This window comes from Clostridium sp. 001, from assembly GCF_019056555.1.
GTDB lineage: Bacteria > Bacillota > Clostridia > Clostridiales > Clostridiaceae > Clostridium_B > Clostridium_B ragsdalei.
The window spans coordinates 850,588-866,059 of the sequence record NZ_CP020473.1 but is presented as its reverse complement, the minus strand read 5'-3'; the positions used below and the strand labels follow the sequence as shown (position 1 = coordinate 866,059).

Genomic DNA, 15,472 nt, shown 5'->3' with positions numbered 1-15,472 from the left:
AGGAATAAATATGATATTAAAGCAAGCCATTGATATATATGAATTATTGGATGATCCGAAGATAGATGGAGAAAAAGTTGTGGATTTTTTCACAAAAAATGGTGTAAAGGATATTAATAGCACGAGAATATCTGGTGATAAAGGTTATACTGATTTTGTAAAAATAAAGATTCCTGGAATCAATGGAAAATCTCAAGGTGGATATGCGCCTACTCTGGGTGTTGTTGGAAGGCTTGGAGGTATTGGAGCAAGACCAGATGTCATTGGAATGGTGTCTGATGGAGATGGAGCGGTAGCAGCACTTACTGCAGCTTACAAGCTTGGAATTATGAGCGATAAAGGGGATAAATTAAATGGTGATGTAATAATATCTACTCATATTTGCCCTAATGCTCCTACCTTGGAGCATAATCCTGCTCCATTTATGAATTCACCGGTTAATATGTATACTATGAATGAAAATGAAGTTGAATCAAAAATGGATGCTATACTATCTATTGATACTACAAAAGGAAATAAGATTGTTAACCATAAAGGAGTGGCAATATCTCCTACGGTTAAAGAAGGATATATACTTAAGCTATCCTATGATTTACTCGAAATACTAGAAAAAACTAGTGGAGAAAAGGGAGTTACATTTCCAATAGCTATGCAGGATATTACTCCTTATGGAAATGGAATTTCTCATATCAATAGTATATTACAGCCATCTACTGCGACAAGCTCACCGGTTGTTGGGGTAGCCATAACTACAGAATCGCTAGTTGCAGGGTGTGACACGGGTGCAAGTCACATAGAAGACATATCACTGGCAGCAGGCTTTGCAATAGAAGTAGCTAAGGCTTTTGGAAAAAATAATTGCAGTTTTTACGATGAGGATGAATTTAAAAAATTGAATGAAATTTATGGCAGTATGACCAAGTTTCAAAAGTAAGATAAAAATAATTATCAGAAATATAATAATATTGAAACTGGTTGCTATTATAGAAGTGTGTATTATAGCTATTTTATAGGATTATGTAAAATAGCTATTGTATTTTTCGGAGGTAATTATGGGTTTATATAGTGAAATGTTAGATGAACAAAGAATTAAAAATATGTTTCAAGGGTCAAAGAATGTTTTAGTAATTACTTGTCCTGGATGTGCTTGTGAAAGTCTCTCTTATTCTGATGATCTGCCTTGCAGAAGCTTAGATCAAAATAAAGATATGGTACACAGTGCTATAGCAGTACATAGGATAAGAGATAAATGGAATAAAATATTAGAAACTATGAACATAAATGTTAATAATATAAGTGTTGCATTTCCATGTGAAATGTTCGATACGGAAAGAGAGAGCATATGGAAAGAGTTGAATGATATTGATACAATTGCAATATTAGCATGCTCTAGTGCTTATGTTGCAATCAAAGGAATGCTTCCTGAATTTAAAGGAAAGTTTATTCCAATGATGAGAACGGTAGGGACCTTTGTTTTTACTTTAATTAAAGACGAAACAGGACTTAATTCTAAAGTTGATCGGAAAACAGCTAAAATTCAAAGATTTTTATCATAAACAAAATTTATAAAAAAGATATATAGAGGTGAGCTTATTTAATTGATTAGAATCTTCTTTATGTAACATAAAATTGCCTATTTGATGAATGGTTTTATATTATTTAATATCATATTGCCAAACACATGTTCTAATATAAATAGATAATATAGTTCACTGATTTTAATAAAGACACTGAATTATTCAAAGTCGTTAATGTAGAGCTGAAAGACACATTAGAGGAATATGTAATCCCAGCTACTAAGGCAGCTATAAATCAAAAAGAATATTTTACAGGTTCATCATTTTTTTTGTTGACGGAATAGACATTGGAAAGTTAGCAGATTTATTGCAAAACTATCTGAATGAATATTAAGTCAAATTTCAATTTATATGACAGAATAAAATGAATATAATTCACATTTTTCATATTGAAGATAACAATTGAAAAGTGAATATTTACTGAAATGCCGTATTATTTTAAAAATTTTAAATGTATAAAAGAACTTACGGTGAATTTTTCAAAACTGACTAATATCTATGGAGATAATGTAACGGGAAAGACTACTATATTTGATGCTTTTATATAGTTTCTCTTTGATAAAGACAGTCAAAACAAAAGTAAGTTTGATGTGCAGCCGTTAGACAAAAACCACCTGCTTCAAGCAGGTGGTAGTTAAGTTGATATTTATATAAAATTCACACTAAAGAACTGCCATACCTATAAAACCACTTATAATACCAATTACTGCTACAGAGCATCCTACAAACACAAGTACACGAGTTGAAAAAGCTCTTTTTACTAATAATAAGGATACAATACTAACTGATGGTAAAGTTATAAGTAATGCTGCGGCAGGACCTGTTCCAAGTCCAAAAGCCATTAATGTCTGAATTATTGGTACTTCTCCTGCTGTTGGAATAACAAATAAAGTACCAGCAATTGCAAGTCCAATTATAGCAATTATACTATTTCCCCATGCTGGAGTAACAGCTGGGAATATCCATGCTCTTACTGCTCCTAATATTGCAACAACAATTAAATAAGCAGGAATAGTATCTATGGTTAATTGAAAAAGAGCTTTTAGCCAACGGTTAAATAAATTTCCATCTTCTTTTTCTTCTTGTAGCCCAGGTAATTCTATATCATTATTAGTGTTTTCATTTTTTGAAAATTTAACTGCTAAGGATGAAATACCTAAAACTAAAATAAGTCCAATAACTATTCTAAATATTGCAAAGTTCCATCCTAAAACAAATCCCATAAATATAATAGTTGCTGGATTAAGAGTCGGATTTCCTAGGAAAAAAGCTAGTGCAGCATTAACTGATGCTGAAGATTTTCTAAGACCTACTGTAACTGGTGCAGCACAGCATGTACACATCATTCCTGGGAGAGCAGTAGTTCCAGCTGCTACTGTACTTTTAAGTGAATTACTTCCTATAAACTTTCTTATCCAATTTCTAGGTATTGCTACCTGTACCAATGAACCTAGTAATAAACCTAATATTACGGCCTTCCATACAGCTTTAAAATATGCAGACATATATCCTAAAGATGCGGCCAATGAAGGAGCTGGTGAAGCATTAGACTTTCCTGTAAGTATAGAAGCTCCAATAGAATGTTTTGAAGCTGCTACAAATGCCTTAGAATAATAAGGACTCCATTTCACATAAAATAACCCTACAATTGTTACAATTGCAAAAATTAAAATTAGTACTGTGTTATAATTTTGTTTTTTCGTTTCCATTTTTGTGTAAACCCCCCAGTTTTATTTTTATATTTAAAAATACTTAATTTTTCTCCAAAATAATCCTCCCAATATGCAAAATGCATGTCTTATTCCATTTTTCTTTTTTATGTTATCACAGCTTTTATTATAGTAGAAGTATTATTAGATCTTAAAATAAATAAAATTTATCTATAAGTAAAATGTATTAATAAAACACTTACATACAATATTTTAAAAATATGTTCTATATTAAAACATGACAAAATAAAAGAGCAAATACAATATGGTACTTACTCTTTTATATAAAACATTTCATTGCATTTAAAATTCAGCTCTCAGTCATATAGTAATTTTTATCATATCTATTTTAGTTTACACAAACCTAGGGATGTTCTTTTTATTGTTAGATCGACTTAAATTAATTTATAAAAGAAGTAGTTAGTTGTTTAATATACCTTAACATTGTTTCTGAGCACTCTTCAACACTAGAGGTTTGCTCATCATTCAATATTTTATTAAGCATACCTTGATACAAGAGTATGGTCATTTGATTAAGATCATTTAGGCATTCTGGTTTTAAATATCCATTATCTGCTATTATTTTTAGAAGAGCTAGGTTTCTCTCATATAAATTGCTCTTTAAAAGCATAGGAAGCAAATTCTCGGAATGATCTCCCAATTCTTCAGGAAAAATTGAGTAGTATTCTTCAATAATATTTGAGATAGAATTGCTGTGCTTCACAAAAAAAATATTATTATATATCTCTGGATTTGAAAAAGAATACTTACAAAAATATTTCCAAATTTCATAATACTTATCAATGTTATTATGAAGAGCGTTAATATATTGAGAAAGACTAAAAGTATATTCTCTTAAATGTCTTATAGAAGCGTAAAGAATAAGTTCATCTAAATTTTCAAAGTAGTTATATAAGGTAGCACTATTGTATCCTGCCATATCAGCTACTTTCCTTATTGTTATAGATTGTACTCCTTCTTCATCCATAATTTTAGAAGCAGCATCAATAAAATAACTCATATTTCTGTGTTTTTTAATTGTTTTTTTAACCATATTTATCTCCAATGTTTAAAATATTAGTTTCTATTTAAGTAGTTAGATCAAAAAATAATTGCAATTAATTTTTAATTGCAATTTTACAATTATTCATTATACCATGAAATACTAGAGTTTACAATAGACTAACTTAATCAAGGTATGTAATTAATTATCCAATGTATTCCAGACAGTTGCGTTTCCAAATGTCACGGTTATTCTGAGAAAACTTGTTTATAATGGATGAACTATTAGATATGATAATGTCCTAAATGGCTTATTTACTGTATTTATTAGCATTTGAACATTTAATGGTTAGAAGCTTGTTGTGAACAAGAAAATTGGAATAAGTGGGACATTTTTGTGTGTGGTCCACAATTTTTTACCAATATATAACAGTTTTTGTTAAATATAAAACCTGTTATAAAAATAACAAATACAATCTATCAGAAAATTCAATCGCGATTATATTATAAATGTGATTGAAACATAATCATGACAGTGTTAAAATTAAAACAAATAGCGCTATTGTATTATGTAAATTGAGAATAATGTGTAAAGGTATAGATTAATTTATAAAAGGAGGTATAATTAATGAAACTTGAAATTGGAAACTTTCATGTTAAAGATGTCGTTTTTGGTGAAACAACAAACTATAAAGAGGGCATTTTAACAATTAACAAAAAAGAAGCTCTAGCTTATGTATTGGAAGATGAACATATTACTGAGGCAGATCTTTTAATCGTAAAGCCTGGAGACAAGGTTCGTCTTGTTCCTGTAAAGGAAGCTATTGAATGTAGAGTTAAGGTTGATGGAACCACGTTGTTTCCAGGAGTAACTGGGGATGTAGCTCCAGTTGGAAATGGTCGTACACATGCACTTAAGGATTGCAGCTTGCTTGTAGTTGGCAAGCATTGGGGTGGATTCCAGGATGGATTAATAGATATGAGCGGTGAAGGAGCTAAGTATACTTACTTTTCACAACTGAAAAATATTGTCCTTGTTGGAGATACAGATGAAGATTTTGAGAAAAATGAACAACAGAAGAAAAATAAAGCTTTGAGATTGGCAGGACATAAATTGGCTGAATATATAGGAAGCTGTGTAAAGGATTTAGAGCCCGAAGATATTGAAACTTTTGAATTGACTCCTGTTACCAAAAGAGCTGAAGATGTTCAAAAGCTTCCAAGCGTTGTATTTGTTATGCAGCCTCAATCACAGATGGAAGAAATGGGTTACAATGATCTTGTTTATGGTTGGGATACAAACCATATTGTTCCTACATTTATGCATCCAAATGAAATTTTAGATGGAGCAATGATTTCTGGAAGCTTTATGCCAGTATCATCAAAATGGGCAACATATGATTTTCAAAATAATCCTACTATTAAAGAGTTATATGCAGAGCATGGAAAAACAATAAATTTCCTAGGTGTTATAATGTCAAACTTAAATGTTGCTTTGGATCAGAAAAACCGTGCAGCGTTGTTTGTAGCTCAAATGGCAAAGTCCTTGGGAGCAGATGGAGCTATAGTTTCTGAAGAAGGTTATGGTAATCCTGATGCTGATTTTATTGCATGCATTGTGGCACTAGAGGATGCAGGAGTTAAAACTGTAGGAATTACTAATGAATGTACAGGTAGAGATGGAGAATCACAACCTTTGGTTGCTCTTGATGAAAAAGCGGATGCTATAGTTTCTACTGGAAACGTTTCGGAACTTATAGAGCTTCCTCCTATGGAAACAGTAATTGGTGAACTTGAATCACTTGCTAGAGATGGATTATCCGGTGGTTGGGCAAATGATGAAATACTTGGACCTTCTGTACGAAAAGATGGTTCAATAATTATGGAAAACAATTCTATGTTCTGTGGAGATCAAATTTGTGGATGGTCACCAAAGACAATGAAAGAGTTTTAGGGAGGTGGACTAATATGAAAAAAGCAATTTTATATATAAATCAGTTCTTCGGACAAATAGGAGGAGAAGAAAAAGCTGATTTTGAACCTGAAATTAGAGAAGGACAAGTTGGACCAGCTTTGGCATTAAATGCACTTCTTAAAGATGCTGAAGTTACTCATACCATAATATGTGGTGATAACTTTATGGGATCTAATGAAAAGGAAGCAGTAAGCAGAATATTAGGTTTCCTTGAAGGAAAAGAATTTGATATATTCTTTGCAGGACCTGCATTTCAAGCAGGTAGATATGGAAATGCCTGCGGAGTTATATGTAAAGCAGTAAAAGAAAAATTTAATGTACCAGTAATATCATCTATGCATATTGAAAATCCCGGAGTTGAGATGTTTAAAAAAGATGTTTACATCTTTAAAGGTGGAAATAATGCAGGAAGAATGAGAAAAGACATGAAAGCCATGGCTGATTTTGGAAACAAAATATTGAATGGTGAAAAGCTTTTATGGGCAGATGCAGAAGGTTATTACGGAAGAGGTAAAAGACATCAGATATGGCTTGAATCCAAAGAACCTGCAGCTAAAAGAGTTGTAAAAATGCTCATTAAAAAACTTAATGGTGAGAAATTTGAAACTGAACTTCCTATTCCTAAAAAGGATACAGTAGCTATAGCTCCTGCTATAAAAGACCTAAGTAAAGCTAATATAGCATTAGTAACTACAGGAGGAATAGTTCCAGTGGATAATCCTGATAGAATCCAATCCGCATCTGCAACAAGATGGGGCAGATACGATTACTCCAAGATGGATAGATTGGAATCAGGAGTATTTAAAACAATACATGCAGGTTTTGATCCAGCTGCAGCAAATGCTGATCCTAATGTTATAGTTCCTTTAGATGCTTTAAGAGCATATGAAAAAGAAGGCAAAATAGGAAAAATTCATGAATATTTTTATTCAACCGTAGGAACCGGTACAACTCAAGGTGAGGCAGCCAGAATGGCCAGAGAAATTATAGAGCATTTGAGGGAGGCTAAAGTAGATGGAGTTATATTAACTTCCACCTGAGGAACTTGTACACGTTGCGGTGCAACGATGGTAAAAGAAATTGAAAGAGCTGGCTTCCCAGTTGTTCAAATGTGTAATTTAATTCCTGTAGCAACAACAGTAGGTTCAAATAAAATAGTACCAACTATTTCTATTCCATATCCACTTGGAAATCCTGCAGATTCTAAAGAGCAGCAATGGAAATTAAGATATCATAGAGTTGGTGTAGCTTTAGATGCCCTTACAACTGATATTCAAGAACAAACTGTTTTTAAAGTAAAAATCTAAATCACCTACTCATTCGACGAAAGGAGAAGGGGTTTCATGTAACTAAATAGGTCTTGTTAAAGTGAATGAGACCTATTTAGATTGATTTTGTGAGGGAGGAAAATTAATTATGTCAGATGAACAAAAGTCAAAAGATCGTTCTGTTCTGTATGTTTCTGCAGGTATAGCTTTGGTGTTTGTAGCATTTAGTATAATCCTGCCTTCTCAAATGGCTAAAGCAGCCAATGGTGTGTTATCATTTTTAACTACTAATTTTGGTTGGCTATATCTTTTGTCAGTATTTATCTTTACAGTAGTTATATTTATTATTGCTCTCAGTCGCTATGGTAATATCAAGCTGGGGAAAGATGATGAAAAACCAGAATTTACAACTTTCCAGTGGTTTACTATGCTATTTGGAGGAGGAATGGGTATTGGAATGGTTTTTTGGGCCATTGCTGAACCGATGACTCATTATATGGCACCTCCTGTGGGGCAACCGGGGACTCCGCAAGCTATGCATGATGCTATGCGAATTGTATTTAATGATTTTGGCTTTCATGTATGGATTATTTATGCGGTTTGTGGTTTAGCTCTGGCATATTTCCAGTATCGGAAAGGTCTTCCATGCTTAATCAGCTCGGCTTTTTATCCAATTCTTGGTGAGCGTATTCATGGACCTATCGGTAAAACTATCGATATATTAGCAGTATTTGCTACGATATTTGGAGTAGCAACCAGCTTAGGATTAGGAGCTGCTCAAATTGCCACAGGGATACAATATATCTGGGGAATTACAGCGACACCTGGTATGACTGCTGTTATTATTGCAGTTATGACAGCGATATTTACGTTTGCTACTGTATCTGGACTACATAAGGCAATGCAGGCTGTTGCTGATGTGAAGGTATGGCTTTCAATTGGATTTATGGTATTTATCTTCCTGTTTGGTGGAATGGTATTTATACTAAATACTTTCACTCATACGTTTGGTGATTATATTCAAAACTTTATGGGACAGAGTTTGTGGATGGGCAATATTGAATGGACTAAAGCCTGGCCGATATTCTACAGAGCTTGGTATATTGCATGGGCAGCGTTTGTAGGTCAGTTCATAGCACGTGTTTCCAGAGGTCGTACTATTCGCGAATTCATACTAGCGTCAGTCTTCCTGCCTGCAGGTTTCTGTCTTATATGGATTGCAATCTATGGTGGAGCAGCATTTAATCTAGATGCATTGTCACACGGTGCAATTCAGGCAGCAGTTAAAACTGATATTTCCACAGCTTTATTTGCAACGCTGCAGCATCTACCACTTTATGTTATCACTGCACCGCTTGCGATTGTACTGATCATTGCTTCCTTTGCTGGAGCTGCTAATTCAGCTACCTATGTACTGAGCATGTTTACATCTGGGGGAGACCAGGATCCAAGTAAAAAGTTATGTGGGTTTTGGGGAATTGCCCAAGGAGCTATCACAATAATGCTTGTTTTAGTAGGAGGAACAGCTGCTATAAAGACACTTCAAACGGCTTCAATTGCTGCTGCCTTTCCGTTTATGCTGATTATGCTTGTCATGTGCTACAGCATATACAAGGCTCTTCGGGAAGAGAAAGTTTAAAGAAGAAATAGTAGTATATAAAAATGGTGAACTAAAAGTAAATTTATATAAGTAGTAAGTAAATATTATTGAAATATTAAGAAAGAAGGTGCAATATGAATAATATTTATGATGTTATTATAATAGGTTCTGGTCCTGCCGGACTTTCTGCAGCCTTATATTCAGCAAGGGCTAAGATGAAAACTTTGCTACTAGAAAGAAGCAAGGCAGGTGGACAGATTGTAATTACAGATGAAGTTGCCAACTATCCAGGGTCAATAAAAGAGGCTACAGGTCCCAGCTTAATTGCCAGGATGGAAGAGCAGGTTGAGAGCTTTGGAGCAGAAAGAAAAAAAGATGAGATAAAAGAAGTAGATTTTACTGGAAAAATAAAAAGGCTCAAAGGCATTAATGAAGAATATCAGGCTAAAGCTGTAATCATTGCAACTGGAGCTACTCCAAGACATATTGGATGTCCTGGGGAAAATCAGTTAATTGGTAAAGGCGTGTCTTATTGTGCAACCTGTGATGCAGAATTTTTTGAAGATCTAGAAGTTTTTGTAGTAGGGGGAGGTGATGCAGCTATTGAAGAAGCTCTTTATCTGACGAAGTTTGCTAAAAAGGTTACTATAGTTCATAGAAGAGATGAACTTAGAGCAGCAAAATCCATACAGGAAAAAGCCTTTAAAAATCCTAAAGTTGAAATAATGTGGAATAAAGTAATAACAGAATTAAAAGGTGATGGATTGCTTGAATCTGCTGTATTTAAAGATACAAAAACTGGAGAAATAAATGAATATTTCGCTGATGAAGAGGATGGAACATTTGGAGTGTTTGTCTTTGTAGGTTATTTACCTATAAATGGTCTATTTAAAGATAAAATTACAATGAATAAGGCAGGCTATATTATAACAAATGATAAAATGGAAACTAATATTTCTGGAGTATTTGCAGCAGGAGATATTAGGGAAAAGCCATTGAGACAGGTAGTTACAGCTGCAGCAGATGGAGCAATAGCAGCTGTGGAGGCTGGAAAATATATAGAAAATAATTTTGAAGAGTAGAAGGTGGAGTTAAAATGGTAATTTTGGATAAAAACACATTTAAAGATGAAGTTTTGGAAGCTAAGGGTTATGTACTTGTAGATTATTTTGGAGATGGCTGTGTGCCTTGTAAAGCATTAATGCCTGATGTAGAAGCTTTAGCAGAGAAATATGGAGAACAAGTAAAATTTTGTAAACTCAATACTACAAAAGCTAGAAGATTAGCTATTTCTCAGAGAGTACTTGGTCTTCCAACAATTATTCTCTATAAAGATGGAGAAAAACTTGAAGAAGTTGTAAAAGACGATGCTAATAAAGAAAATATTGAAGCAATGATTAAAAAACACATATAAATATTTAATGTAATTGAGGAGGAAAAGATATGAGTTTATTAGAAGGAAAAAAAGTAATTGCAATAGGAGATAGAGATGGAATTCCAGGCCCAGCTATAGAAGAATGTGTTAAAAGTGCTAAAGGAGAAGCAATATTTGTTTCAACAGAATGCTTTGTTTGAACAGCCGCTGGAGCTATGGATCTGGAGATCCAACAAAGAGTAAAAGATTTAACTGAAAAATATGGCGCAGAAAATGTAATTGTAATTTTAGGAGGAGCAGAAGCAGAAGCATCAGGACTTTCAGCAGAAACAGTATGTGCTGGAGATCCAACATTTGCAGGACCTCTTGCTGGAATAGCATTAGGACTTGGTGTATATCATGCAGTAGAACCTGAAGTTAAAGCAGAATTCGATCCAGCTGTTTATGATGAACAATGTGGAATGATGGAAATGGTTCTTGATGTGGATGAAATTATTAGTGAGGTAAAAACTGTTAGAGACAGTTATTCAAAGTATAACAAATAGTCCATATAACATTTAATAATTAGAAAAAATTAAAAAATGGCATGCAGAAATGTATGCTATTTTCCAGCATATATTAATTGAAATTATTAAGGAGGGTTTTTAATGAGTTTTCCAGTAATCAAAAATGCTGCCTATGTATTAGTAAATGCACCGGATATGACAATACATAATGGTACTACTCAAACATTAGAAAGAGAAACGAATCCAGAGTCAGAGTATTTAAAAGAAATGCCGAATCACTTAAGATCATTTGAGGATGTAGTTGGTTATGCACCAAATCAAACTTATATAGGAAACATGACTCCAGAAGAATTAAGTGAAAGAAAAAGACCTTGGTATGATGAAAAAATTGATGGTGCATCAAGGTTTGGTAAGTTTGGAGAAATAATGCCTGAAGATGAATTCTATGGACTAATTAAGGTAAGTGATGTATTTGATCTTGTCTTATTAGAAAAGAATTTTACTGAAACAGTTAGAGAAAAGTTTAAGGCACGTCCAATTTTAAGTAAGAAAGCAGATGAATTAAAGGAAGGTGTTTGTCTAGCTGATATAGAGAAATTGGTAGAAGATCATGTAGCTGAAGGTTTATATTTAAATGATAAACTTGTAGGATGCGTAAAAAGAGCACATGAATTTGATAAAAATTTAACTTCACATATAATTGTTGAAAATTTATCAGTTAAAGCATCAGGAGTTCTTGCTCTAATGCATTTAGTTGAAAATTCAGGAATAGATGTAAATGAAGTAGAATATATGATTGAATGTTCAGAAGAAGCTATTGGAGACATGAATCAAAGAGGCGGTGGAAATATAGCCAAAGCTTGTGGTGAAATTGCAGGAATCAAAGGTGCTACTGGTATAGACATGAGAGGTTTTTGTGCTGGCCCTTCACATTCAATAGTTAATGCAGCTGCATTAGTTAAAGCAGGAGTTTATAAGAATGTCATTGTGTTTGCTGGTGGTTCCACTGCTAAGCTTGGAATGAATGGTAGAGATCATGTTAAAAAGGGATTGCCTGTTTTAGAAGATTGCTTAGGAGGATTTGCAATACTAATATCTGAAAATGATGGTGTAAGTCCTGTAATAAGAACAGATGTTATAGGAAGGCATAGTATATCTCATGGTGCTGCACCACAGGCAGTATTGGAAGCATTAGTTTTAGATCCATTAACTGAAAATGGATTAAAGATTACTGATGTTGATAAATTTGCGCCGGAACTGCAGACTCCAGACTTAACTGAACCTGCAGGGGCAGGAGATGTTCCAACTCAAAATTACAAGATGATAGGAGCTCTCGCAGTAAAAAATGGGCAGCTAGATAGAAAAGAACTGCCAAACTTTGTAAAACAACATGGATATCCAGGATATGCGCCAACACAAGGGCACATACCATCAGGAGTTCCTATAGTTGGTCATGGTATTGAACATATAATGTCAGGAAAATTAAATAACTTTATGTTAATAGGAAAAGGAAGTCTATTTTTAGGAAGAATGACTAACTTGTTTGATGGAATATCAATATTGGTAGAAAAGAATACTGGTATTGTAGATGATGCTAATACGGTTTCAAAAGAAGAAATTAAGAGCATGATAGCTGAAGAACTTAAGAAATTTGCTGCTCAAATGATAGAAGAATAACAAGTGGCCAGTTTTGACATAGAAAAGAAAATTTCTAGTTAAACATTACAAATTGGGAAATGAATACTAACAAAGAGGAGGGAGCAGCGTGGAGCAAACTAAAAAAGTAATTTCAGAAGTATTTAATGAAATAGCTGATGGAATAATAAGTGGAAGCTTCGGAAAAAGAGTTAAAATTGGATTAACCACTTTTGGTTCAGAACATGGTGTTGAAGAGATGATTAAAGCTGCAGCACTTGCCAAGAGCAAATATGGTGATTTTGATATAGTTTTAATAGGACCTAAAGTTGAAGGAGACTTTGAAATAGTTGAGGTTAGTGATGCTGAAGAAGGCCATAAAAAAATGGTAGAGTTGTTAGATAATAAAGTAATAGACGGATGTGTCACTCAGCATTTTGATTTTCCTATAGGAGTTTCAACAGTTGGAAAAGTTATTACTCCAGGGTTAGGAAAAGAAATGATAATTGCTACAACTACAGGAACAACAGCTACCCATAGAGTTGAAGGAATGATTAAAAATACTATAAATGGAATAGCCGTTGCAAAAGCTTGCGGAATAAAAGATCCTAAGATTGGCATATTAAATGTAGATGGAGCTAGAGGAGTTGAGAGAGCACTTAAAGAACTGCAAAGCAGAGGATATAAGTTTTCTTTTAGTGAATCTTTAAGAGCTGATGGAGGTTCAGTCATGAGAGGAAATGACCTGCTGGCAGGAACACCTGATGTTATGATTTGTGACTCCTTAACAGGTAACTTGCTTGTAAAGATATTTGCATCATTTACAACAGGAGGAAATTATGAAACTACTGGATATGGATATGGTCCAGGAGTAGGAGAAGGCTATGATAAGATAATTAATATAGTATCTAGAGCATCAGGAGCTCCATTAATTTGTGAAGCATTAAAATATTGTGCACTTTCTGCAAAAAATAATTTATTGCAGCTTGCTGATATTGAATATAAAAATGCCAATAAAGCAGGTTTAAAAGAAATAATAGGAAAAATCCTTGAAAAGGAAAAGCCTGCAGCTGCAGTAGAAGAAGTTAAGATTCCACCTAAAAAAGTAGTAACCTATGGGATCCCTGGAATTGATATTCTTGAGCTTGAAGATGCTTGTAGATCACTTTGGAAGGAAGGAATATATTCTGAGAGTGGAATGGGCTGCACTGGACCAATAGTTTTGGTAAGTGAAGATGAAAGCGAAAACGCTATTAATGTACTTGTAAAGAATGGATTTAAATAGTATTATACACAAACACAGTGGATAGAATAAATACTTTTCATAAGTCTAAAGCTCAGTATCTTAAAAGTCTAAGAATTATTGGTAAACTCATACATGAAACATATCAAAGATACTAAGACTTTATAAAATACTGAGCTGAGGCTTATGTCAAAGGTATTTAAATATGTCTTTTAGAATGTTAATATATTTCTTTACATAAGTTAAGTGTCTGTTGGGATTATCTATGTATTGAGATAATTCATGTTGTCATAGTTTCAGTAAGAAAGTCTAGCAGGTTTATAGAAAAGTTCTTTATATATAAATTAAGAATAAGGTGATTTTTATGAAAGAAAAAATAAGAATATGGACTAGGCAGGATAAGAATATTCTTGATGTTTTGGAAAAGGAACAAAGATATATTGTAAAAAGAGAATATATAGAAAACAAAATGGAAAACTGTGCAAAATATTATTTTGAAGTGTATTCTTGGTACACTATGAAAGCAAGTGAAATAGTTCCAATACCTAACGATGTAAAATATCCTATATGGGTTTCAATAACTCCTGATTTTATGCTTCAACGAACCCCTGGTACTGTTATATTAGAGCTTTTAGTAGATAAGGATTTGGTCATTGTGACGGATACAGAAAAATGGGGTAGAGTAGTGAATTTATGGTATGTTCCATTAAGTAAGGAAGATGAAGAAGAATACGATAAAAAACTTAATAATTATGGAATATCAAATTGTTCAAATGCATATATAAGCGGTTTTTACCCTCATCTTAAAAGTGAAATAATTAAAAGTTGGAGTAGATTATTTGACAATTCTTATTCATTGTCAAATTTAAAGCAGGGTACAATTTGGGAGGTGAAAAAGGAATGGGTTCAAAAAGTAATAAGGTAATACTATATACTTCCCAAAGTCCCATAGTTATTAAAACTTTACTTGAACAGAAGGTATGCCATGTAAAAAGAGAATACATTGTAAAAAAGTATCAAGAGGTTTCAAGTATATTTTTAGAGGCATATAATTGGTATATAAATAAAGCACAAAATATTGTAAAAAAGCCTGAACATGCTGAGTATCCATTTTGGACACATAATAAAATAGATTATGCTGGATGGTATCCAGGCAATTACCTGCTTTCTTTGGAAGTGCCTGTAGAAGAATGTGTTTTTTTTAGAGCTGAAGATTGGAATAAGATTTTAAATCTGAAATATTTAGCTGCTGATGAAAAAGATGAAAGAATACACAAGGATATGTTAGCAAAGTTTAATATTTCAATTGAGTCAGACATATTTACCAAGCCTTTTTATCCAAATTTGAAACCAGAAGTAAAAAGAAGCTGGGATAATTTATTTAAATATCATGAGGTAATAAAGTTTGGAGCCATGCAGGAGGAAAACTTACAAGCAGGTTTATGGGAACTTAGAAAAGAGTGGATTATTGATATTAAATCTTCCTTTTAATGAATAACTAAGAAAATATTTGCTTAAAGTATTATACAGCAAGAATTAATTAAGTGTACCATAAAATTCTATTTTGTGTAAAAGGACAAAA

General features: G+C 33.1%; 15 protein-coding genes. 13 read left to right on the top strand and 2 right to left on the bottom strand.

The features are described 5' to 3' along the window. The first annotated feature begins 10 nt into the window (after positions 1–10). The 3 genes from B5S50_RS03880 (at position 11) to B5S50_RS03870 (ending at position 2,125) form a co-directional block, all read left to right on the top strand. Positions 11–934 (top strand): DUF1177 domain-containing protein, encoded by a 924-nt coding sequence (locus B5S50_RS03880; protein ID WP_013239433.1) that lies wholly within the window; start codon positions 11–13, stop codon positions 932–934. A 118-nt stretch (positions 935–1,052) separates the two neighbouring features. Beyond that, positions 1,053–1,556 carry a hypothetical protein gene (locus B5S50_RS03875; protein WP_063602321.1) on the top strand — a complete coding sequence of 168 codons (504 nt, stop codon included), beginning with the start codon at positions 1,053–1,055 and terminating at the stop codon, positions 1,554–1,556. Positions 1,557–2,002: 446 nt separating this feature from the next. Then, on the top strand, positions 2,003–2,125 hold the full coding sequence (locus tag B5S50_RS03870; RefSeq protein ID WP_341467302.1) for an ATP-binding protein: 123 nt from the start codon (positions 2,003–2,005) through the stop codon (positions 2,123–2,125). A 114-nt stretch (positions 2,126–2,239) separates the two neighbouring features. On the opposite strand, the gene B5S50_RS03865 is transcribed toward B5S50_RS03870, so the two are convergent. Together B5S50_RS03865 and B5S50_RS03860 are read right to left on the bottom strand one after the other, a co-directional pair. Continuing rightward, complete coding sequence (locus tag B5S50_RS03865; protein ID WP_013239430.1) at positions 2,240–3,286, bottom strand: permease; 1,047 nt, start codon at positions 3,284–3,286, stop codon at positions 2,240–2,242. 400 nt (positions 3,287–3,686) lie between these two features. Beyond that, a complete protein-coding gene (locus B5S50_RS03860) occupies positions 3,687–4,340 on the bottom strand; it encodes a TetR/AcrR family transcriptional regulator (RefSeq protein WP_217303160.1) in 654 nt (217 codons plus the stop codon). A 576-nt stretch (positions 4,341–4,916) separates the two neighbouring features. On the opposite strand from B5S50_RS03860, the gene B5S50_RS03855 reads away from it, so the two are divergent. The 10 genes from B5S50_RS03855 to B5S50_RS03810 all read left to right on the top strand — a co-directional run bounded on the left by B5S50_RS03855 (position 4,917) and on the right by B5S50_RS03810 (position 15,381). Then, positions 4,917–6,242 carry a glycine/sarcosine/betaine reductase component B subunit gene (locus B5S50_RS03855; RefSeq protein ID WP_217303159.1) on the top strand — a complete coding sequence of 442 codons (1,326 nt, stop codon included), beginning with the start codon at positions 4,917–4,919 and terminating at the stop codon, positions 6,240–6,242. A gap of 14 nt (positions 6,243–6,256) precedes the next feature. After that, positions 6,257–7,570, top strand: coding sequence for a betaine reductase selenoprotein B (gene grdH, locus B5S50_RS03850; protein WP_217303158.1), 1,314 nt, complete (start codon positions 6,257–6,259; stop codon positions 7,568–7,570). A 109-nt stretch (positions 7,571–7,679) separates the two neighbouring features. Beyond that, complete coding sequence (locus B5S50_RS03845) at positions 7,680–9,170, top strand: BCCT family transporter (RefSeq protein ID WP_217303157.1); 1,491 nt, start codon at positions 7,680–7,682, stop codon at positions 9,168–9,170. 95 nt (positions 9,171–9,265) lie between these two features. After that, positions 9,266–10,213 (top strand): thioredoxin-disulfide reductase, encoded by a 948-nt coding sequence (gene trxB / locus B5S50_RS03840; RefSeq protein ID WP_063602323.1) that lies wholly within the window; start codon positions 9,266–9,268, stop codon positions 10,211–10,213. Positions 10,214–10,227: 14 nt separating this feature from the next. Beyond that, positions 10,228–10,545: a co-chaperone YbbN gene (locus B5S50_RS03835; protein ID WP_122059567.1), complete on the top strand. Its 318-nt coding sequence runs from the start codon at positions 10,228–10,230 to the stop codon at positions 10,543–10,545. 29 nt (positions 10,546–10,574) lie between these two features. Then, complete coding sequence (grdA, locus tag B5S50_RS03830) at positions 10,575–11,051, top strand: glycine/sarcosine/betaine reductase complex selenoprotein A (protein WP_013239423.1); 477 nt, start codon at positions 10,575–10,577, stop codon at positions 11,049–11,051. 102 nt (positions 11,052–11,153) lie between these two features. Next, positions 11,154–12,689, top strand: coding sequence for a glycine/sarcosine/betaine reductase complex component C subunit beta (gene grdC / locus B5S50_RS03825; protein WP_217303156.1), 1,536 nt, complete (start codon positions 11,154–11,156; stop codon positions 12,687–12,689). Positions 12,690–12,777: 88 nt separating this feature from the next. Next, positions 12,778–13,932, top strand: a complete 1,155-nt coding sequence (gene grdD / locus B5S50_RS03820; RefSeq protein WP_217303155.1) for a glycine/sarcosine/betaine reductase complex component C subunit alpha — start codon at positions 12,778–12,780, stop codon at positions 13,930–13,932. Between the two features lie 322 nt (positions 13,933–14,254). Continuing rightward, positions 14,255–14,815, top strand: a complete 561-nt coding sequence (locus tag B5S50_RS03815) for a DUF3841 domain-containing protein (protein WP_217303154.1) — start codon at positions 14,255–14,257, stop codon at positions 14,813–14,815. Further along, positions 14,791–15,381: a DUF3841 domain-containing protein gene (locus B5S50_RS03810; RefSeq protein ID WP_217303153.1), complete on the top strand. Its 591-nt coding sequence runs from the start codon at positions 14,791–14,793 to the stop codon at positions 15,379–15,381. The genes B5S50_RS03815 and B5S50_RS03810 overlap by 25 nt, the downstream gene beginning before the upstream one ends. The last annotated feature ends 91 nt before the right edge of the window (positions 15,382–15,472 follow it).